Annotated in this window: 17 protein-coding genes; 12 read left to right on the top strand and 5 right to left on the bottom strand. The window is 44.8% G+C overall.

The window, feature by feature from the left end:
* The first annotated feature begins 213 nt into the window (after positions 1-213).
* The 3 genes from htpG to hemH all read left to right on the top strand — a co-directional run bounded on the left by htpG (position 214) and on the right by hemH (position 4,170).
* Positions 214-2,118, top strand: coding sequence for a molecular chaperone HtpG (htpG, locus tag F0265_RS21365; RefSeq protein WP_171750289.1), 1,905 nt, complete (start codon positions 214-216; stop codon positions 2,116-2,118).
* A 317-nt stretch (positions 2,119-2,435) separates the two neighbouring features.
* Positions 2,436-3,080, top strand: a complete 645-nt coding sequence (gene adk, locus F0265_RS21360) for an adenylate kinase (RefSeq protein ID WP_006957391.1) — start codon at positions 2,436-2,438, stop codon at positions 3,078-3,080.
* 133 nt (positions 3,081-3,213) lie between these two features.
* Positions 3,214-4,170 carry a ferrochelatase gene (hemH, locus tag F0265_RS21355; RefSeq protein ID WP_171750288.1) on the top strand — a complete coding sequence of 319 codons (957 nt, stop codon included), beginning with the start codon at positions 3,214-3,216 and terminating at the stop codon, positions 4,168-4,170.
* Between the two features lie 55 nt (positions 4,171-4,225).
* Here the strand turns inward: hemH and F0265_RS21350 are convergent, their stop codons facing one another.
* From F0265_RS21350 to F0265_RS21335, 4 genes are all read right to left on the bottom strand, one after another.
* Positions 4,226-5,716, bottom strand: coding sequence for a winged helix-turn-helix domain-containing protein (locus F0265_RS21350; protein ID WP_171750287.1), 1,491 nt, complete (start codon positions 5,714-5,716; stop codon positions 4,226-4,228).
* Between the two features lie 193 nt (positions 5,717-5,909).
* Positions 5,910-6,509, bottom strand: a complete 600-nt coding sequence (locus tag F0265_RS21345) for an outer membrane beta-barrel protein (protein ID WP_171750286.1) — start codon at positions 6,507-6,509, stop codon at positions 5,910-5,912.
* A 303-nt stretch (positions 6,510-6,812) separates the two neighbouring features.
* Positions 6,813-7,256, bottom strand: a complete 444-nt coding sequence (locus F0265_RS21340) for a DUF411 domain-containing protein (protein ID WP_171750285.1) — start codon at positions 7,254-7,256, stop codon at positions 6,813-6,815.
* A gap of 8 nt (positions 7,257-7,264) precedes the next feature.
* Positions 7,265-9,958 (bottom strand): copper-translocating P-type ATPase, encoded by a 2,694-nt coding sequence (locus tag F0265_RS21335; RefSeq protein WP_171750284.1) that lies wholly within the window; start codon positions 9,956-9,958, stop codon positions 7,265-7,267.
* Between the two features lie 478 nt (positions 9,959-10,436).
* Between F0265_RS21335 and F0265_RS21330 the strand changes: the two genes are divergently transcribed.
* The 5 genes from F0265_RS21330 (at position 10,437) to F0265_RS21310 (ending at position 16,330) form a co-directional block, all read left to right on the top strand.
* Complete coding sequence (locus tag F0265_RS21330) at positions 10,437-11,573, top strand: porin (RefSeq protein WP_171750283.1); 1,137 nt, start codon at positions 10,437-10,439, stop codon at positions 11,571-11,573.
* Between the two features lie 73 nt (positions 11,574-11,646).
* Entirely contained in the window at positions 11,647-12,303 is a 657-nt protein-coding gene (locus tag F0265_RS21325) for a DUF2057 domain-containing protein (RefSeq protein ID WP_171750282.1), read from the top strand.
* 119 nt (positions 12,304-12,422) lie between these two features.
* Positions 12,423-13,850, top strand: coding sequence for a glutamate--tRNA ligase (gene gltX, locus F0265_RS21320; RefSeq protein ID WP_171750281.1), 1,428 nt, complete (start codon positions 12,423-12,425; stop codon positions 13,848-13,850).
* Positions 13,851-14,168: 318 nt separating this feature from the next.
* Entirely contained in the window at positions 14,169-15,134 is a 966-nt protein-coding gene (locus F0265_RS21315; RefSeq protein WP_171750280.1) for an OmpA family protein, read from the top strand.
* 233 nt (positions 15,135-15,367) lie between these two features.
* Entirely contained in the window at positions 15,368-16,330 is a 963-nt protein-coding gene (locus F0265_RS21310) for an OmpA family protein (RefSeq protein WP_171750279.1), read from the top strand.
* 53 nt (positions 16,331-16,383) lie between these two features.
* Here F0265_RS21310 and F0265_RS21305 read toward each other — a convergent pair whose 3' ends face one another.
* Entirely contained in the window at positions 16,384-16,890 is a 507-nt protein-coding gene (locus F0265_RS21305) for a Fe3+-citrate ABC transporter substrate-binding protein (RefSeq protein ID WP_171750278.1), read from the bottom strand.
* A 215-nt stretch (positions 16,891-17,105) separates the two neighbouring features.
* On the opposite strand from F0265_RS21305, the gene F0265_RS21300 reads away from it, so the two are divergent.
* The 4 genes from F0265_RS21300 (at position 17,106) to F0265_RS21285 (ending at position 20,841) form a co-directional block, all read left to right on the top strand.
* Positions 17,106-17,495, top strand: a complete 390-nt coding sequence (locus F0265_RS21300) for a glycine zipper family protein (protein WP_171750277.1) — start codon at positions 17,106-17,108, stop codon at positions 17,493-17,495.
* Between the two features lie 106 nt (positions 17,496-17,601).
* Positions 17,602-19,257 carry a phosphoethanolamine--lipid A transferase gene (locus F0265_RS21295; protein ID WP_171750276.1) on the top strand — a complete coding sequence of 552 codons (1,656 nt, stop codon included), beginning with the start codon at positions 17,602-17,604 and terminating at the stop codon, positions 19,255-19,257.
* A 99-nt stretch (positions 19,258-19,356) separates the two neighbouring features.
* Positions 19,357-19,893 (top strand): N-acetyltransferase, encoded by a 537-nt coding sequence (locus tag F0265_RS21290; protein WP_171750275.1) that lies wholly within the window; start codon positions 19,357-19,359, stop codon positions 19,891-19,893.
* 171 nt (positions 19,894-20,064) lie between these two features.
* On the top strand, positions 20,065-20,841 hold the full coding sequence (locus tag F0265_RS21285) for a class I SAM-dependent methyltransferase (protein ID WP_171750274.1): 777 nt from the start codon (positions 20,065-20,067) through the stop codon (positions 20,839-20,841).
* Positions 20,842-20,912 lie beyond the last annotated feature (71 nt).

The raw sequence follows: 20,912 nt of genomic DNA, 5'->3' as shown, positions 1-20,912 counted from the left end.
CGCGCAAAAATCCCTATTTCAGGGAGGTGACGTTTAGTTTTTTTGATTTTTTGAGGTGCAAGAATAGTCAAAATAAGATCAAAAAAACACTGTTTTTATGATTTTTGACCTTGAATTTACAATTGTCACCCTCATGTTAACTTGCAGATTATCTCAGTATCGCCCCCGTTGACAATGCGGAGGCTTGATAAATATAGATGTTACGGAGCTAGCATGAGCGATACAGCAACACAAAACAAAGAAACTCGTGGCTTTCAATCTGAAGTAAAACAGCTACTTCACTTAATGATTCATTCTCTTTATTCCAATAAAGAGATCTTTTTGCGTGAACTGATTTCGAACGCATCTGATGCTTCAGACAAGCTACGTTTTCAGGCGCTATCTAATCCTAATTTATATCAAGGCGATGCTGAATTAGATGTAAAACTTTCATTTGATGAAGCGTCAAATAGCCTAACAATTTCCGATAACGGTATCGGTATGAGCCGCGATGATGTGATCGAGCACTTGGGTACGATTGCAAAGTCAGGCACAGCAGAGTTTTTCTCAAAACTGTCGGAAGACCAGTCTAAAGACTCTCAACTGATTGGTCAGTTTGGTGTAGGTTTCTACTCAGCATTTATTGTTGCCGATGCAGTGACAGTTCGTACTCGAGCTGCTGGCCTGTCTGCTGATGAAGCGGTTCAGTGGCACTCAGCGGGTGAAGGCGAATACACCATCGAGACAATTTCGAAAGAATCTCGCGGTACCGACATCGTTCTTCACATGCGTGATGAAGGTAAAGAGTTCCTGAACGAGTGGCGCTTACGTGAAGTGATCAGCAAGTACTCGGATCACATTGGTATCCCTGTTGCTATTCAGACCGCTGAGCGTGACGAAGAAGGTAACGAAACAGGCGAGAAAAAGTGGGAGCAAATCAACAAAGCTCAAGCACTTTGGACACGTAACAAATCTGATATCTCTGAAGAAGAGTATCAAGAGTTCTACAAACACGTTTCGCACGACTTCGCTGATCCACTAGTGTGGAGCCACAACCGTGTTGAAGGTAAGAACGATTACACTAGCCTGTTGTACATTCCAGCGAAAGCGCCTTGGGACATGATGAACCGTGACCACAAATCGGGTCTTAAGCTTTATGTTCAGCGCGTATTTATCATGGATGACGCTGAGCAATTCATGCCTTCTTATCTGCGTTTCGTTCGTGGCTTAATAGACTCAAACGATCTGCCATTGAACGTGTCACGTGAAATTCTACAGGACAATAAAGTCACGCAATCTCTGCGCAACGCTTGTACTAAGCGTGTTCTTACTATGCTTGAGCGCATGGCGAAGAATGACGAAGAGAAATATCAGTCATTCTGGAAAGAGTTCGGTCTGGTTCTGAAAGAAGGCCCAGCAGAAGACATGAGCAACAAAGAAAAAGTTGCTGGTCTGCTGCGTTTTGCTTCTACAGACGTGGATTCTGCGGAGCAAACGGTCGGTTTAGCCTCTTACGTTGAGCGTATGAAGGAAGGTCAAGACAAGATTTACTACCTAACGGCAGATAGCTACGCTGCTGCGAAGAACAGTCCTCACTTAGAGCAGTTCAAAGCAAAAGGCATCGAAGTCATTCTGATGTTTGACCGTATCGATGAGTGGTTGATGAACTACCTAACAGAGTTTGATGGTAAGCAGTTCCAGTCGATCACTAAAGCAGGCCTTGACCTGAGCAAGTTTGAAAACGAAGAAGAAAAAGAAAAGCAGAAAGAGACGGAAGAAGAGTTTAAGTCTGTTGTTGAACGTACGAAGGACTACTTAGGCGAACGCGTAAAAGAAGTACGTACTACGTTCAAACTAGCTTCAACGCCAGCGGTTGTTGTGACCGATGATTTCGAAATGGGCACACAAATGGCGAAGTTGCTTGAAGCCGCTGGTCAGGCTGCACCTGAAGTGAAGTACATCTTCGAAATTAACCCAGAGCACCAACTTGTCAAACGTATGGCGGATGAAGCCGACGAAGAAGCGTTTGGTCGTTGGGTTGAAGTGCTTCTTGGTCAGGCAATTCTGGCTGAGCGTGGGTCGATGGAAGATCCGTCTCAATTTGTAGGCGCCATCAACTCGCTTTTGACTAAGGGCTAATAATCAAATGGTAACAAAAAGCTCGCATCATGCGGGCTTTTTGATTTATTTGCGCTTACCGTGAATAAAACTACGTAAGTTTGCAGCTTAATGTGAGTGTTTAAGCATTCTTTAGTCGTAAGCTGCGCTAAGCGGACGGATTGTGTGATAGAATGCAATCTTGAAACAAAGTGAGCAGGCGTGTAATGTGCACGCCTGTTTTATTGTCAATTGAAAGAACAGTTATACCGAAACTTACCGTGAGCTAAGGCTGTTGTTTGTTATGAACACCATAGTGAGCTTCGGTATAAATCATCATTATCTTAAGAGGATTCAACATGCGCATCATTCTTCTAGGTGCTCCAGGTGCAGGTAAAGGCACACAAGCAAATTTCATCATGGAAAAATACGGTGTTCCGCAAATCTCTACTGGTGACATGCTACGTGCTGCTATCAAAGCAGGTACAGAGCTTGGTAAGCAAGCTAAAGCTGTTATCGATGCTGGTCAGCTAGTTTCTGATGAAATCATCCTGGGTCTAATCAAAGAGCGCATTGCTCAAGATGATTGTGAAAAAGGTTTCCTACTGGATGGCTTCCCGCGCACTATTCCTCAGGCTGACGGTCTGAAAGAAATGGGCGTTGATGTCGATTACGTTATTGAATTTGACGTTGCTGATGACGTTATCGTTGAACGCATGGCGGGCCGTCGTGCTCACCTACCTTCTGGCCGTACTTACCACGTAGTGTACAACCCGCCTAAAGTTGAAGGTAAAGACGACGTAACAGGTGAAGATCTGGTTGTTCGTGATGACGACAAAGAAGAAACCGTTCGTGCGCGTCTAGGTGTTTACCATGAGCAAACTGCACCGCTTATCGATTACTACGGTAAAGAAGCAGCAGCTGGTAACACTAAGTACCTTAAGTTCGATGGTACTAAACAAGTCGCTGAAGTAAGTGCTGATATTGAGAAAGCACTGGCTTAATTTTGCTAACGGCAGAATTTAAAAGTTTGATATAGTGGAAGCGACCCTGATGGGTCGCTTTTTTTATCGCTACATACTGAACGATAAAGAAGTTTCCGACGTAAAGCCTCTTTTAAAGTGTCGATAGGGTTCTATGCAAAACAATAAAAAACAGGGTGTCTTACTGGTTAACTTAGGTACGCCAGACGAAGCGACGGCACCAGCAGTCAAACGTTTCCTGAATCAGTTTCTTAGCGATAAGCGCGTTGTTAATACGCCTAGGTTGATTTGGTATCCCATTTTGCGTGGTGTCATTTTACCTATTCGTTCACCGAAGGTCGCCAAGCTTTATCAATCAGTGTGGATGGATGAAGGCTCTCCACTCATGGTGTATTCGAAACGTCAGGCTGAGAAACTCGCAGATTTAGTGGATGTCCCGGTTGAACTTGGTATGACTTATGGTAATCCGAGTCTCCAATCTGGAGTTGAATCTCTGATGGCAAAAGGCGTGGAAGAGGTGATCGTATTGCCACTGTACCCACAGTATTCGGGTACAACGACTGCGGCAGTCTCTGATGGCTTAACCAAAGCGTTTCAAAATATGCCTGTGATGCCTGGCTACAAACTGATCCGTGATTATCATGACCATCCAGCTTACATCAAAGCGTTGGCAGAGAGTGTAAAGCGATCTTGGGCAGAAAAAGGGCGTGGCGATTATTTACTGTGTTCGTACCATGGCATACCTCAACGTTACGCAGATAACGGGGATATATATCCCAAGCACTGTGAAGCGACCACTGAGTTGTTAAGACTAGAGTTAGGTTTGAGCGAAGACCAGATTGGAATGACCTATCAATCCCGCTTTGGCCGCGAAGAATGGTTGCAACCTTATACCGACAAAACGTTGGAAAAGCTGCCTGAAAAGGGTATCAAGAAGCTGGACATCATGACGCCAGCCTTTTCATCGGATTGTCTTGAAACTTTGGAAGAAATTTCGGAAGAATGCAGAGACATTTTTCTCGAGCAAGGAGGAGAAGTATTTAACTTCATTCCATGCTTAAACGATGATGATCTCCATATCCAGATGATGGTTGAACTTATTGGCCGCTAAGCCGATAAGTTTGATTAGAAAATCCACCTTATGAGGTGGATTTTTTGTGCCTCAATTAATCGTAAGGTTGGCAGAATTGTTCAATGCCTTGCCATAGAACAGACTGCGGCTCCTGAATATATTTGACGCCTTTTAGCGCTTCACGCCAAAGGGCGAGGCATGACTGTTGTCTGTCGGAGCTGGAATAGTGATCGAGCACACGCTCAGCCTCAATGGTACTGGTGAGTGCAGAAATAGCTTTGAGATAGTGGGCAAGATACATTTGTTTGTTGCCTATCTTTCTGTTGATGTTGGCTTGCAGTAGCAAAATCAACGCATTTTCTGGTATCTCGGTGACATATTCTCGTTGCAGCATGCGTAAACTGCGTTCAACGTCACCCGAACGATAAGTGAGGAGTGCCAACAGCATATGCAGATCGGGTGGAGGAATCGGGGTTTGCTTCCTTACCTTCTTTATCCAACTCTTTAACCCATCACTAGACTGCTGAGTAAAAAGTAACTCTCGGGTATAAAACAGCACTTCAACCCCTGATAGCTGGCGGGAGAGCAGTTGTTCAAGAGTCAGCTCTGATACAGGTACAATTTGGCTAGACAACTTGGAAGATAGCGGCTTTATCGGCTGTGGGAGCTTGAAGTATTCACTTAAATCCACATTAAGCTGGTTAATCGTCGCAGCCAAGTAAGGCGGTTTCAGATGATATATTTGGCGCCATGCGACACGGCCTGAGGCAGAGTGATGAAGAAGGCTCTCCAAGTTCAGCACTCCGTTGGTATCTTCCCATAAGTTAAAACTCAGAGTGTAGTCTGAGTCATAAAAGGCTTCTGAGCCGGGGAAGCTATCACGTTCGCTTAGGCTTTGTAGGTAGTAGGTTGGCGAACTCATATTCGATAGATGGATATACGGAGAACAGCTTTGTGAGTGCAAGATCAGTGCTTTTAACTTGAGAACGGTTTGGTTCAAGCTCTGTTCTTCATGGTTGATGCTATCGAGAAGCAGTCTGACCTGAGGGATATGCAGAGTGTTACTTTGCTTGTCTTCTTCAAAGTGAGACCAAGTATGGATCGCGAACACCACAGCGAACGCACTCAAAATCAGATTTAAACTCCAGGAAAAATAGCGTAGCGCTGTCTGTTTTTTTTCAACGTTCTTTTTAGCGGTTTGCGGCGCTTTGTCCGAACCCGACGCTTTTGCCACCAGCTGAACACCGCTTTCTGGAATGTAATAGCCCCGTTTGGGGTAAGTGACAATAATCTTAGATGGGTCGGCTTGTTCAGAATGTTCACGGAAGAGGTTACGCAACAGGCTAATTCTGTTGGTGACCACATTTTTAGAGATGTACTGGCTTTCCCAGACGGACTCTATAAATTCTTCAATTGACGTTGGGTTTCCAACGTTAGTGAGTAGAATTTCCAGTAACGCCAAGTTTCTTGGTTCGAGTGAAACTTCGCCTTGTTTAGAATGCAGCGTTTTATCTACAGGGTTGTAGATCAGATCCGCAATAGCAATATTGCATTGTTCAGTTTTGGCTTTTTCAAGTACGTTCATGCAGTGCTATCGGGATACAACATTATTGAGTGGAGGTCGCGAATTCTACCGCAATATTGTTGTTGCTTATAAGTCCTGAATGTGGAATTAGGTGTCTCACAAATGAGAACTTGAACCAGGATTGTTTAATTTTAAGTGATGGCGGTGGGAAATTCAGGTGTGGTGAGCCCAGCCACACCTGATGGAGGTTAGCTTAGAAAGAGTAACTAGCGTTTAGGTAACCAGTGTTTGAAGCATCTACACTAAGTTTAATATCACTAACTTCGTGATCATTTCCGAAGAAACGGCTGTGTCGGTAGCCAAGTTCCATACTAAAGTTGTCCGTAAAGTTGTAACCCATACCTAGGTTTACGCCAGCTGCTAAACCGGTGTTGGTACTGTCTTTTGAAAGACCAAGAGCAGAGACTTCATAGGTACTGTTATAGATACCTAGGTTACCACCAGCTAGAAGGTAGAACTTGTCTGTTAGATTGTGAAGATAATCAGCACCTGCACCAAACTCATGAGTGGTAATACTAGCCTTAGCATAGGTATAGCCCGAGATGTTTTGGTGCTCTATGGTAGATTCTGCACCACCTTGAAGGTATCCATAAGCTCGGACGTTATCGCTAAAATAGTGGCCAGCTTTAAGGCTTATAAAACCCGTATCATCATTGATAAAATCTGAGTTGGCATCTTGGCCAGATGTGTTGTACGAGCCAGCGCCTAGTTCAACTGCAATGTAGTTTTCATTAGCAAGAGAAGGCATTGAAACCAGTGCAGCTGTTGCTGCCAAAAGTAGAGTTTTTTTCATAATTTTACGCTCAGTTTTTGTTTGTATTGAGTTGTGATTGCGTGGGCTGATTGGATGAAAGAGAGTGATTTTCATCAGGTAGCCGCAATATGAGAAATGCGTCACGTATGGTCGCTTTTTCGCCGGACGGAAGTTAACTGAGCGTGTTGATGGAAGCTAAAAATAAAATTAAAAATAGTTGAAATAAGTTACACTTTTTATCTAATTGACTGATTTAAAAGTGCTAATTGGGTTTGTGAAAATAGAAAACGCCTGACAAAAATCAGGCGTTTAAATTTATCAAGACATCAACAGAAATGGTTATTACTTGTTTCCTGGGTAAGAACGGTATTCGAATACCTGACCTTGTTCGTTAAACGCATAAACAGAATAAGCGCCTTTTTCATTGCCGTATTCCATACCAGGTGAACCCATTGGCATGCCAGGAACGGCTAAACCCTTAGCATTTTTAGGCGGGTTCTCTAAAAAAGCTTTGATGTCTTGTGCCGGAACATGCCCCTCAAATACAAAGCCGTTAATTTCAGCGGTGTGGCATGAGGCCAATTTCGGTTTTACTCCCAGTTTCTGCTTTATTGGATTCATATCATCGTGCAATTTTTCTTCAACCGTAAATCCGGCTTCCTGCATATGCTTGGTCCACTCTGTGCAGCATCCACAATACGGTGACTTGTGGTTTAGTACATCTGCCGCCAGTGCGTGACCGGATAGTAAAAGAAGGGACGCAAAGGAAATAACTTGAGTTTTCATACACACCTCTATGAACGAATCGAAGATTTAAAGAGTCTTAATCGGTTGGCATTGCTCACGACCGTGATTGATGAGAGCGCCATTGCTGCACCAGCGACGACTGGGCTGAGCAAAAATCCGAATGCTGGATACAGTACGCCAGCTGCGACTGGAATACCTAAAGAGTTATAAATGAATGCACCGAATAAATTCTGTTTCATGTTTTTAATCGTTGCTTTGGAAAGTTCGATGGCTTTAACAACAGCCAGCGGTGATGAGTTAAGCAAAGTCATTTGTGCACTTTCGATTGCGACGTCGCTACCGCTACCCATTGCGATACCGATGTCTGCGAGCGCGAGAGCTGGTGCATCGTTGACGCCATCACCAATCATAGCAACTCGTTTTCCACTTGCCTGAATTTGAGCTACATGGCCTGCCTTTTCATCAGGCAGTACTTGAGATATCACCTGTTCGATACCCAGTTGTAGGGCTATTGCTTTAGCCACATGTTGATTATCACCGGTTAGCATGATGGGAGTAATCTGCATTGCGATCAGGGCGTCCACAGCTTGTTTCGCGTCTTGTTTAATTGGATCGGCAATGGCGATTAAACCTGACGCCTGATCTTGCTGAACGACAATCACTGGGGTCCAGGCATTGTCTGCACAGCGTTGTAGTTCATGTTCAAGTCCTTCAAGCTGAAGCCCGTGTTTCTGAGCATAAGGCAAAGAAACCACCGCGATACTTTCATTGTCCAAAACACCGGTCACTCCCATGCCACGCATGTTATTGAAATCGCGAACTTCACCCAAACTAAGCTGAGTTTCTTGAGCGTGCTTTACGATGGCTTTTGCTAGTGGATGCTCTGAATATTGTTCAACGCTAGCCGCTGCAGTTAGCAGTTGTTTATCGTCCTGATTAAGAGCAAAGATATGCTGAACGTCAGGTTTACCCTGAGTTAATGTACCTGTCTTATCAAATACAACCGTATCAATATTGCTGGCAGACTGGAGTACATCCGCATCTTTGATTAATATTCCCATTTCGGCGGCTTTGCCAATACCAACAGTCACCGACAGTGGGGTGGCTAGGCCTAATGCACACGGACAAGCAATGATCAGTACCGTGGTGGTCACGACCAACATGTAGCTCGCTTTCGGGTCGGGGCCAACCATAAACCACACTAGGGCAGAGAGCAGAGCAATAGCGACAACAACAGGGACGAAGACGGCCGAAATTTGATCCGCTAGTTTGGCAATGGCCGGCTTGCTGCTTTGCGCTTCCCGCACCATGGTTATAATGCGCGACAGCATGGTATTGCTACCCACTCCCGTTGCTTCAATGACTAAGCTGCCATCTTGGTTTAACGTGCCTGCAGAAATCGTATCGCCACATTGTTTATAGACGGGGACAGGTTCGCCAGTAAGCATAGATTCATCAAGGTAAGATTCACCTGAAATGACGTGACCATCGATAGGAGCTTTTTCTCCGGGTTTGATTCGCAGCTGCATGCCTTCTGTTATTTGGTCAATCGCAATCACTTGATCGCCAGATTCGGTAATCAATATCGCTTCATTAGGCTGAAGGTTAATCAGGGCTTGTAATGAGCGAGTGGTCTTCGCTTTGGCTTTTGCCTCAATGTAATGGCCCAAAGAAATCAGACCGACAATCATCGCGCTGGCTTCAAAGTAAACATGACGTGACGCTGGTGGAAACCAATCTGGGAATGTCACAACTAACATTGAGAACAGCCAAGCGGCACCCGTACCCAGCGCAACTAGGGTATCCATGGTTGCACGCTTGTGAGTGAGGGCTTGCCAAGCGTTGGAGAAGAAGCTTTTTCCCGCGGTAGCAAGCAGCCAGAAACAAATAACCCCAACGACGCCCCAAATTAACTGATCCTGACTGGTACGGATCATCATATTGCCACCCAACACACCCCAAAGCATGAGTGGTACGCCGATCACAATACCTGCCCACGCACTTTTTTTATGGTGAGCTTGCACAGCCATTTGTTGGGCTTGTTGCTTTTCTTGTTGCGTCGCTGGATCGTCAACAATTTCAGCCTGATAGCCTGCTTCTTTTACTGCATTGGTTATAGCTCTAATGGTTTTGCTGTCTTTAGAGCGACTAAAAACTAAGGCACTTTGTTCCGCGAGATTAACTTGAGCTTTGTCTATACCCTCTACCTGAGTCAGTGCCTGCTCAACAGACGCCACACAACTGGCGCAAGTCATTCCCGAAATCAGAAAATGAAGGGTTTCTTTGTGATTGGAAGAGGGAAGATGCGTGTTTAGCTGAGTGGTTTGCGGTTGAGTCTCTGGCTCTTCTATTTCTGATTCAGACTCACTGGCTTGATAACCGAGAGAAGCGACAAGATCTTTCACTTGTTGTTGCGTCAACAATGTCGAAAGAGAAAGAGTGGTTTTCGATACATCGAAATGGCCAATATCGTCACTTTCTTTTAAAGCAGACTCAAGCTTGGCCACGCACTTGCCACAGCTTAGTCCTGAGAGGTGAAACTGATACTGATGACCCGCTTGATACCCCAGAGATTGAATCGACTTTTCTAAATCCGCGAAGCGGCTGTCGCTATCCAGTGTGACACGTTGTGGCGTTAAATCATGGATGTTGACTTGATGCTGAGAGGTAAGCTCCCGCTCAACTTTTCGCGCGCAACCCATGCAGCTTAAACCTGATAGTGGAATATCGAACTGACGCATAACATAACCCTCAACGATGAACTTTTGCTGAGAATAAACCTTACCTCAAGGGTAAGGTCAAGCGCTGTCAATGAACAAATACCAAAACGTCAAAACTTACCAGAGAACAGTGTTTTGTTTGTCTTAGCTTGCGAGACATTTCAAATTTTTTATAGGGAATATATCAATTGAGGTAAATCACTCAAAATTGGGCGTGATCCGATAGGCAAATATTGGGGGGAGGAGGCTGTTAAAAAGATTAATAGTCCCATTTTGACGTTTTTGTTTCTTTGTGTTTGCTTTTAATGTTTTGATTTTAAATGATTTATTGTTTTTTTCTTTTTTAGACTTTGACGCTAATCAGATATTGCTCCTCGCAATTTTTTGGCAAAAAAAAAGTTTGCCAACATATCCCTGTCCATAAATAGTTCCCTTCAAAACATGAACTTAAAAGTGCCTGAGGGGAACGGCGAAAAACATAATGACTAGGGGTTAATGTATGTCTAACTATAAAAAGACACTTGTTGGTGCGGCAGTTTCCGGTGCGATTCTGGCATTTTCAGGTGCAGCAGTAGCGGATACAAATTTAGAAGCAAAGTATGAACAAGGCATTTACGGTTTGATTGCGATGCAGGTGGCCAACCGTGACTACGACAACTCACCAGCGAATGATGGTGTTCAGTTCAACAACGAATCCCGTTTAGGTTGGCGTGGTACCGCCAAGTTTGACAGTTTAGAGGACTGGACCTTTTTGTGGCAAATCGAGTCTGGTTACGTCGATGAGTCTTTTGCTGGCGAAGATGGGGGCAATGGCTACCTAGGTCGACGTGATACTTTTGTCGGCTTTGAACACGACTCGATCGGCCAGATCAGGCTGGGCCGCGTGTTAACTCCGATGTATGAACTGATTGACTGGCCAGCGACGAACCCTGGTATGGGCAACGTCTGGGACTGGGGCGGAAACATAGGTGGTAACAACTTTAACGATCGCCAGTCTGACACTATTCGTTGGGATACCAAAGAGCTATGGACTGGCTTCACCATGGATATTGCGGTAGGTGCTGGTGCTGACCGTGCTGGCTCGACAGAAAGCACTGAAGCCGGAAGCAACTATTGGCATGGTATGGCCGCGCACCAAAAATTTGATGGTGACTGGGGTTGGGTTCAGTTAGATCTCGCTTATGAAATGAACTACGACACCATGCAAGGTGAAAACGAGAAATATTGGGACAACCAAACTTACCTAATGGGCGCTCAAGGTGGTTTCAACAATGGCATTGGTTATTTCGCTTACTACCGTATTGCTGAGGCGCAAGATACGTTGGGCAGTGACGAGACAGAAAACTCTTACTCTGTTGGCTTGACTTACAACTTTGGTGAAGGTGATAAGTGGCAAGCTAAGATTGCTCGAGCGGAAAACCTTGGCCTAGAAGTGGACGGTAAAGATATTGAGGGAACTAAAGATAACGTAACCTCCATGCAATTAATGTATGCGGTTGATACCAATGCGGTGGTTTACGCGCGTTACGCTATCAATGATCTTGAAAACACGGGTAAAACAGGGGAAGGCTACCAAGGTCGTTGGAAGTCTGACAGCTTTGATGAGGCGTCTGTCGGTATTGAATACTGGTTCTAAATTAGCTTCATTTTATGATAAGGCGGCGATATGCCGCCTTTCGCGGTTTTAAAAAATTTAGTGTGAGAAGAGTATGAAAAATTGGTTACCTGCAATCTTACTGGGTGCTGTTGTTTTGCCTGTCAGCGCGAATGAACTCAAGATTATTGATGAGATTGAACCGTTAGCACTTAATGGCAAAGAAATGTCAGCGAGCGATTTCCAAAGTCGACAAGTTATCAATCTAAAAGAAGGCGAGAATCAGTTGCTGTTTGGGTTAGACCAGATTGTAGTTGAAGATGGCCGAAGAAATAAGCTGGTATTTCCTTCTGTTGTGATGCGCTTTGAATCCTCTCAAGAACCACTCACTTTAAGCTACCCGGTATTTCGTCAAATCGATCAGGCAAAAAAATTCCGTCAATCTTTGGATTTCTCACTGGTTGACAAAAATGGCAACCCTGTTGATTACCAAGTGGATTTGATTCAGGTGAAAGGCTTTTCTTCGTTCAAAAACTATGAGGCAGCGATAGAAGAGTACAATCAAACTGGCGCTATCGCATCGCTCTCGTCTCAAGCTCATGGTAGTGATACTCACGCTACGCAAGCGGTCGCTGCGTCTACCATCGATTCAGCCTCGACTTCAGAGATAAAAATGACGGCGAGTGAAGATTTACAAGGCGAGTTTCTTAAGATGACGCCGCAACAGCGCCAAGAGTTTATCTCATGGGCAGTAAAACACCTCAATGAATGATGAATTCTGTGCAAGACGGATTGTAGATTTGTACATCAGTGCTAAAATACGCGCAATTTTGGCACCATTCATGGCCTCTATTGAATGGTGCAGTCATTTAGACAATCAAGGTATTTTACATGACGGTTAAAACTCGTTTTGCTCCTAGCCCAACAGGCTACCTTCACGTTGGTGGTGCACGTACTGCACTTTACTCTTGGCTTTTTGCTAAAAACCAAGGCGGTGAATTCGTTCTACGTATCGAAGATACGGATTTAGAGCGTAACTCTCAGGAAGCAGTCGATGCAATTCTTGAAGGGATGCAGTGGATGGGTCTTGAGTGGAATGAAGGGCCTTATTTCCAGTCAAAGCGTTTTGACCGTTACAACGAGATGGTTGATAAGCTACTAGCAGAAGACAAAGCCTACAAATGTTACGCGTCTAAAGAACTGCTAGACGAAATCCGTGCTGAGCAAGAAGCAGCAAAAGAGATGCCTCGTTACGATGCGAACCACCCGAAAATTGTTGCGGCAAATGCAGAAGCGAAAGAAGGTGATGCATTTGTTATCCGCTTCCGTAATCCGAAAGAAGGCAGCGTAGTCTTTGAAGACCAAATCCGTGGCCGTATTGAGATCGCTAATGAACAGCTAGATGATTTAATCATCCGCCGTACTGATGGCGCTCCAACTTACAACTTCGTTGTGGTTGTGGATGACTGGGACATGGGTATTACACACGTTGTTCGCGGTGAAGACCACATCAACAACACGCCTCGTCAAATCAACATTTACGAAGCGCTAGGTGCACCCGTACCAACATTTGCTCACTGTGCAATGATCTTAGGTGATGACGGCGCGAAACTGTCTAAGCGTCACGGTGCTGTATCTGTGATGCAATACCGCGATGAAGGTTATCTTCCAAATGCTCTAAACAACTACCTAGTGCGCCTTGGTTGGTCTCACGGTGATCAAGAAATCTTCTCTCAAGAAGAGATGATCAACCTATTCTCTCTAGATGCCATCTCGAAGTCAGCGTCAGCGTTTAACACTGAAAAGCTACTTTGGTTGAATAACCACTATATCAAGACTTCGGCTCCTGAGTACGTGGCTGAGCACCTACAATGGCACCTAGACAACCAGAATCTAAACATTGAAAGCGGCCCTGCAATCACCGAAGTGATCAAGCTTGTGGGTGAGCGTTGTAACACACTTGTAGAGCTTGCAGAGCAAATCCGCTACTTCTACGAAGATTTCTCTGAGTTTGAAGCTGGCGCCGCTAAGAAGCACCTACGTGGTGTTGCTAAAGGCCCGCTAGAGTTGGCTTTAGCAAAAGTTGAAGCGCTAGAAGCATGGACAACTGCCAACATCAAAGATGGCGTTATCGCTGCCGTTTGTGAAGAGCTAGAAATCGGCATGGGTAAAATTGGTATGCCACTGCGCGTTGCAGTAACAGGTGGCGGCCAGTCTCCTTCTGTTGATGCCGTTATGGAGCTTGTAGGTAAAGAGCGAGTTATCGCTCGTATCAAGATGGCGATTGCGTTTATTGAAGAGCGTGAAGCTAACGCATAAAAAATTAAATACACTGCATATAAACCGCAGCTTCAGGCTGCGGTTTTTTTGTGTCTCAACTTTAATGAGACAATTTAAACCTTAGATAACACCTTAATCGGCCTGTGATTATGGTTCCAATTTCCTATTCACAATGCGCCGAGACGACGCAAAGTTATCTAATTAGATGAAATTAAATAAAAACTCACAAAGTTATTTGTTATTCATCTCATTAAAGTGTAGTGTCCGCACATCTGTACGGTAACTCTCTATGTATTTGTTTTTGTACGGATTGTCTATAGCGTCGCAAATCTAGCGCGTATTAATAAGGTATGAAAAATGAAAAAATTAGCAGCGGTAGTTTCTGGCACACTCCTTCTTGCATCAGCGTCAGCGAATGCGCAGTTTTATCTAGGTGCAAAAGCAGGGGCGAGTTGGATAGATGATTTATGTACAACGGGCGAGTGCGATGATAATTCTTGGGCACTTGGCTCATTTGTTGGTTACGAATTTAACGACTACCTAGCGCTTGAAGCTGGCCTAGATACGCTAGGTGAAACGACGGGTTCAGGCTATCAAGATGCGGGTTTAGTCTCGTACTCATTGGCGCCACGTTTTAGCTTGCCTCTGACGGAAAATATTGATGCATTTGCCAAAGCTGGTGGCGCTTACGTGGAGTATGGAAACAAGAGTGACAGCTCTTTTGTTGGTGGTGTTGGCTTGAGCTACAGCGTGTTGCCGAACATTGATATTCAAGTAGAGTACCAACGTCTGACGGACATCGATATTGATACGCATGGTATTTCCGGTAACGCCGTTACTCTGGGCTTTACCACTAAATTCGGCGGAAGTGATGAGCAAGCTGAAGCACCGGCACAAGAAGAAATGCTGGTAGAGGAAACTGTCGAAGAGACGGTTGTTGTTAAGCCAGTATTCCAAACGTTTGAGTCAGAAGTGGTGTACTCAGTAAGCTTCAAATTTGATAGCGCAGAGCTAACACCTGAAAGTGAGATGGCTCTTAAAGAAGTGGCTTCTTTCATGAGTGAATACCCACAGGCAACCGTTGATGTTGTTGGTTACACAGATACCAGCGGCCCGGCAGCATACAACCAGAAGTTATCTGAGCAGCGCGCTCAGTCAGTAGCTGATGTGATTGCAGAATACGGTGTGAACCAGTCACGTATTCATGTTGAAGGTGCGGGTGAGAGCAATCCAATTGCGACCAACGAAACACGTGACGGACGCATTGAGAACCGCCGTGCAGAAGTTACCGTCAACGAGTTTGAATATGAAGTTCAGCCATAATCTAGACTGAACCATTCATTCCTGAACCAAAGCCCTGTTTCGACAGGGCTTTGTCATATTTATGAGAAAGTTACTTGCTAGCATACGAAAGGTGAAGTTTATTCATAAACCGATTTGTACATTTTATGAATCAGGGTGTACTGTTAATGTGGCCATACTGTAACTAGATGAATGTTATCGTGTTGGTTGTTAGTTATGACGCGCGTGCGTTGTCGGTATATAAGGAAAAAACAATGAAAAAATTAGCAGCGGTAATTTCCACCACACTTCTTCTTGCTTCCGCATCTGCAAATGCCCAGTTTTATCTTGGTGCTAAAGCGGGGGCATCTTGGCTCAATGATTCATGCTCGACTGGACCTTGTGATGATAACTCTTGGGCGCTAGGTTCATTCGCAGGTTACGAGTTCAATGACATGATTAGTCTTGAGCTGGGCCTTGATACACTTGGGGAAACCACAGGCTATGGTTATACCGATGCAGGTTTGAGCTCGTACTCTCTTGCACCGCGATTCACCATGCCACTTTCACAAAAGTTTGATGCGTTTGCTAAAGTCGGTGGTGCCTATGTGGAGTATGGGAACAAAGACGATAGCTCTCTTCTAGGTGCGTTAGGTGTCACTTACGCCTTTATGCCAACTATCGATTTCCAACTTGAATATCAACGTTTAACCGACATCAACATTGATACTCATCGCTTTAAAGGCAATGCGTTAACGCTAGGTTTTATTGCTAAGTTTGGTGGCAGTGATGAGCCAGCAGCGCAGCCTGTACAAGAAGAGTTAATGGTTGAGGAAGTGGTTGAAGAAGAAGTCGTTGTTGAACCTATCGTTAAAACGTTTGAGACCAAAGTTGTTGACTCTAGCAGCTTCGCTTTAAATAGCGCAGAGTTGAAACCAGAAAGCAAAGCGATGCTAGCTGAATTAGTCGCGTTTATGACGGAATTCCCGCAATCTACGGTTGAAGTGGTTGGTTACACCGACTCTAGTGGCGCTGCGTCATACAACCAGAAACTGTCTGAGCGACGTGCTCAATCGGTGGCGGATGCTCTAGAAGAGCAGGGAATTGATGCTTCTCGAATCAGTGCTCGTGGTGAAGGGGAAAATAACCCAATCGCTTCGAATGACACACAGCAAGGGCGTGAACAAAATCGCCGTGTAGAAATCATGGTGCCAGCGTTTGAGTATCAAGCTCAATAACCATTGGATACTTTGATTACTGACAACACCTCGGATGAAAGTTCGGGGTGTTTTTATTTGAGGTCAATACTGTTTAGCCTTCCCATAAATTCGAGAATTTCTAGGTTATCTTTATTGGCTTCCAGTAACGCTTTCTTAGTTTTGGTGTATGCAGCCAACCTACCGTGCTTTTTGATGGAACATACGACGCTTTGATAGATTAGCTTGCCGCTTTTGTCGTAAGTTCGCCAAGCTGCAATATAGCATTCGTCTTTCGCGTCAGGATTGGTTTTGGTTGGGCGTGGCTTAAAGATGATCTTAGGTTCTACAGAGTGAGGCAAACGGGTCATTAAGTAAGGGTCTTTGAGCAACTTACGCCAAAATTTCCCCCACATTTCACTTCCAAGCTCGTTACGAAGTTTGATCGCCTTCTGCAGCCCTTTCTTTTCACCAATTCGAACATAACCCACAGAGCGGTGCAGCACCTTGTCATCAGGCGTATGGATGTGGATTTTGAAAGCGGTTTTGGCTTTAGATATAAAGCGATGACCAGTGTTGGTGGTCAAGTTACTTTTCTTCATTAAATTCTTATGAATAATTTTATTAATAACTATTTTAGTTGAATGTCAGCAATTGTTGAAGCCCCGATTTTTCTCTCACTGACTAGCCAGAGTAACTCCTTCTCGTTTCACTGATATGCGCATGACATAGGCTGACATTCCATTACTCAAGTACGACAGAACTTAATAATAAAACACTGTACATTTGATCCCAGATTTATGAGGGAGTATTTGAAATGTTGAGAACATTTTCTGTGATTGCGCTGTCTACCGGTCTGGCAGCATGTGCTTACAACCAAAAACCTGTAGTGGATATGACTGGTGTCGATCAGCAACAATACGATGCCGATTTTGCGTATTGCCAAGGGTACGCTGAGCAAGTCGACAAAGGAGAAGCGGCGAAAACCGAAGCGACAAACGGGGCAGTATCAGGCGCAGTTATTGGAGCCGTAGCTGGCGTTATTCAGGATGGTGTCGGAGGCGCGGTTGTAGGTGCTGCGGCTGGTGGCGCTGTCGGCGCGGGTGCTGGGGCTTTGGGTGGTGCTAATGACTCGACGAAAACTCAGTCTTTGGTCTTACGCAAGTGCTTAGCCAACAAGGGTTATACCGTGTATGACCTTGAGTGATTGCTTTAAGGCATCACGAGAATAAGACGCCAAGCAGTACAAGTCCTGTACGAATGGCGCACTGACGCGTTGTTCCCTGTCTGGTTAACACAAATGATGTAATGCTATGAACGGATTAAATACTGATAGGTCGAAAGGCATCAGCTATGCCATTTTTACCGCCTTACTTGCACTGTACTTTGCCGTTGTCGTTAATTTACCGTTTTACAAAGAGTTGCACACGATATACAGCCACTCAGATGCAGTGAATCTTGGCTTCTTGCTGTCCATTCCTCTGTTTCTGTGGGCATCTCTGAACTTTCTGTTTAGTCTTTTTAGTTGGCCGTATCTGACTAAGCCTTTCTTCATTGTACTGCTGGTTAGCTCAAGTATTGTCAGCTATGCCGGATACAATTATGGGGTGTTATTCGACCTGTCGATGATGGCTAACCTGTTTGAAACCAATCAAAGTGAAGCACTGTCTTATTTCAGCGTTTACTCTGTTGGGTGGGTCGCTGTGATGGGCGGGCTTCCAGCACTGGTCGTCGTTAAAATTAGATTTAAAACGCCTCACCCAATGGGTTTGATCCAAAGCAAGTTGCTTTCGATGGTGATCTCTATTGTTGTGGTGACGGGTGTTGTTGGCTTGTACTATCAGAATTATGTTTCCGTTGGTCGCAATCATCATACGTTGAATCGAGTGTTGATTCCGACCGAGTTTGTTTCCAGCCTCTCTCGTTATATTAAAAGGCATTACTTTGCCGTTCCAGTGAAATACCACCAGTTGGGGTTGGACGCACAACAATCTGCCGAGGCTTTAGAAGCTGCCAAGTCTAAACCAACGTTAGTGGTATTTATGGTCGGTGAAACAGCGCGAGCACAAAACTACCAATTGAGCGGCTATAACCGGGAAACCAATCCATACACTCGGGATATGGGCGTTATTTCATTCCAAGATGTAAGCTCCTGCGGCACCGCGACTGCAGTATCGGTCCCCTGTATGTTTTCTAATATGGATCGATCTCATTTTGATCGCCAACTCGCTGATAATCAGGATAACGTCTTAGACATTCTAAAGCGGGCGAGAGTCGATGTGCTTTGGCGTGACAATGATGGTGGTGATAAGCAGGTAGCCAAACATGTTGCTAAGGAAGAGATAGCGCATGCACCGACCGATCCGCAATGCAATGGAACTACGTGCTATGACATAGCGTTGCTTGAGAATTTTGAACAACATGTCGATTCCCTTAAAGGTAACCGAATGATGCTCATGCATTTGATTGGCAGTCATGGCCCGACTTACTTTCAACGTTATCCGAAAGACAGAGCGATGTATTTTCCTGATTGTGAACGCTCCGACATCGAAAACTGTACATCAGAGCAAATCATCAACTCCTACGACAACAGCATCCTTTACACCGATTACGTCGTGAGTCAGACGATAGACAAACTGAAAGCACTACAGGAACAATTTAACACGGCGCTCATCTATGTTTCCGACCACGGAGAGTCGCTGGGTGAGGAAGGCATCTACTTACATGGCTTACCTTATAGCCTTGCCCCAAACTTTCAAAAACGGGTGCCCTTCTTGTTGTGGATGTCGCCAGGTTTCAAGCAAGCGAAACACATTAATACGCGTTGCCTTCAGCAAGAAGCGCAGCAAACGGGTGTCCATTCCCACGATAATGTCTTTCATTCGCTGCTTGGGATGATGGACGTGGCGACACAAGAGTATCAGAGCAAACTGGATATTTTCAGTGCGTGTCGGGTTGAGAATAATTAATCTCATGCGGGGAAGAAAGTGCGTGACTCATCCTTGACCTGTCTAAAGCTTCACACTTTATGATGCATTCATCTTGAACAATAAGAAGGAAAAAGACCTATGCATTATTCATTGTATCATCCGAGTCAGGCTGAAGAGATCAAGCAACTATTTTTAAACACTTTCAGTGATTCTGAAGGGGAAAGTGAGGGGCTGCTTGTATCGAATCTGGCGTTTGACTTGATGAACAATACCGAAGCTTCCAAGGTTGAGGTTTATGTTGCTACAGAAGAAAGCCGTATAGTTGGGTGTATCTTGCTGTCAACAATGGACTTTGACTCTGCGGTGAGTGCGTATTTATTGTCTCCGGTCGCCATTGCAACCCAGTATCAGGGCAAGGGAATTGGTCAGGCATTAATACGTTATGCATTGAAAGATCTTAAAGAGAAAGGCGTCGAGTTGGTAATGACCTATGGCGATCCAAACTTTTATTCTAAAGTCGGTTTTCAGCAGGTTGGGACATCCATCATTGCATCGCCGTACCCACTCACTCAACCGCAAGGCTGGCTTGCAAACTCACTCAATGGTGCTGCTTTTGACACAGTTTTAGACAAGCCTGTTTGTGTAGAAGTGTTCAATCATCCCGAGCTTTGGTAGTTAAGACTCATCAGACGCTGAGTGTTGGAAGCGCTTTTATTAAGGCTCTACGTTTTCACCTATTTTATTGTGTAAGTGATAGGTAATAAGCGTGGTATTTGACGTGCATCTTACAGTTACGTAATGGCTTTTGAATTATCATTTTGCGCCTGAAACAGAGATGAATGCGTTATGAATTACAACAAAGAATACCATCGCAATGGAATCGTACAGTTTGATGCTGCGAAAGAGCTGATTCGGCTTTTGCCCACTAAGGCTGGGCGTTTGCTTGATGTCGGGTGTGGCTCAGGGAAAGTTGCTCACTTGATACACGATCACTCATCACCTCAAACCATGGTGGCGATAGATGTGTCGTCGGAAATGCTCGAACAGGCACTGCGCCTGTACCCTGAGAGCCTTATTGATTTCGTGCATGCAGACATCGCTGATTATACCTCTGAAGAAGGGTTTGATGTCATCACATCGAATTCCTCTTTTCAGTGGTATCAAGACTATGATGCTGCGCTATCGGCACTTAGAACGGCCCTGAAACCAGATGGTATGTTTGTACTTCAGACTCCTTATAAACAAGACTGGTGCCCACAGGTCTCAAAGTTAATGAGTGAGTTTTTTCAAGACTTTTACCCTCAACTTGGGCAAGACTTCCGCATGGTCTGTATGCACTTAGAGCATGAGAGTGAATACCGTGAAATGTTTGAGTCGAGAGGCTTTAATGTGATTTCAATGATGCCCAAAGAGTTTGAGTATTCTTTTAGTGGGGAAGAGTTCAAACAGTTCTTCATGTCAGGGGCATATAAAGTGTATACCTCAGAGAAAAGTTACTCTCTACCGGTCCCGCCAGCGTTTGCTGCTGATCTAGAAAATTTTATCGATGAGAGGGTATGCAGTCAGCAATGTTTCGAGGTGAGTATTTCTAGGATACTGGCTTGCTTCAGCCGTGACGACTAGATTGGGTCGCATAGATAAGTGATGAACAATAAAAAGCTCGGACAGACAGTCCGAGCTTTTTGGTTTTTGGG

The organism is Vibrio sp. RE88 (genome assembly GCF_013113835.1).
In the GTDB taxonomy this organism is placed as follows: domain Bacteria; phylum Pseudomonadota; class Gammaproteobacteria; order Enterobacterales; family Vibrionaceae; genus Vibrio.
The sequence above is the reverse complement of the archived record's forward strand: the minus strand, read 5'-3'. Positions and strand labels throughout refer to the sequence as shown.

Bases quoted from the DNA above. Each gene is read 5' to 3' on its own strand.
- hemH (WP_171750288.1), top strand. From the start codon at position 3,214: ATGCAAAACAATAAAAAACAGGGTGTCTTACTGGTTAACTTAGGTACG.
- F0265_RS21315 (WP_171750280.1), top strand. From the start codon at position 14,169: ATGAAAAAATTAGCAGCGGTAGTTTCTGGCACACTCCTTCTTGCATCA.
- F0265_RS21290 (WP_171750275.1), top strand. From the start codon at position 19,357: ATGCATTATTCATTGTATCATCCGAGTCAGGCTGAAGAGATCAAGCAA.
- htpG (WP_171750289.1), top strand. From the start codon at position 214: ATGAGCGATACAGCAACACAAAACAAAGAAACTCGTGGCTTTCAATCT.
- F0265_RS21350 (WP_171750287.1), bottom strand. From the start codon at position 5,716: ATGAACGTACTTGAAAAAGCCAAAACTGAACAATGCAATATTGCTATT.
- F0265_RS21310 (WP_171750279.1), top strand. From the start codon at position 15,368: ATGAAAAAATTAGCAGCGGTAATTTCCACCACACTTCTTCTTGCTTCC.
- F0265_RS21285 (WP_171750274.1), top strand. From the start codon at position 20,065: ATGAATTACAACAAAGAATACCATCGCAATGGAATCGTACAGTTTGAT.
- F0265_RS21335 (WP_171750284.1), bottom strand. From the start codon at position 9,958: ATGCGTCAGTTCGATATTCCACTATCAGGTTTAAGCTGCATGGGTTGC.
- F0265_RS21340 (WP_171750285.1), bottom strand. From the start codon at position 7,256: ATGAAAACTCAAGTTATTTCCTTTGCGTCCCTTCTTTTACTATCCGGT.
- F0265_RS21330 (WP_171750283.1), top strand. From the start codon at position 10,437: ATGTCTAACTATAAAAAGACACTTGTTGGTGCGGCAGTTTCCGGTGCG.
- adk (WP_006957391.1), top strand. From the start codon at position 2,436: ATGCGCATCATTCTTCTAGGTGCTCCAGGTGCAGGTAAAGGCACACAA.
- F0265_RS21305 (WP_171750278.1), bottom strand. From the start codon at position 16,890: ATGAAGAAAAGTAACTTGACCACCAACACTGGTCATCGCTTTATATCT.
- F0265_RS21345 (WP_171750286.1), bottom strand. From the start codon at position 6,509: ATGAAAAAAACTCTACTTTTGGCAGCAACAGCTGCACTGGTTTCAATG.
- F0265_RS21325 (WP_171750282.1), top strand. From the start codon at position 11,647: ATGAAAAATTGGTTACCTGCAATCTTACTGGGTGCTGTTGTTTTGCCT.
- gltX (WP_171750281.1), top strand. From the start codon at position 12,423: ATGACGGTTAAAACTCGTTTTGCTCCTAGCCCAACAGGCTACCTTCAC.
- F0265_RS21295 (WP_171750276.1), top strand. From the start codon at position 17,602: ATGAACGGATTAAATACTGATAGGTCGAAAGGCATCAGCTATGCCATT.
- F0265_RS21300 (WP_171750277.1), top strand. From the start codon at position 17,106: ATGTTGAGAACATTTTCTGTGATTGCGCTGTCTACCGGTCTGGCAGCA.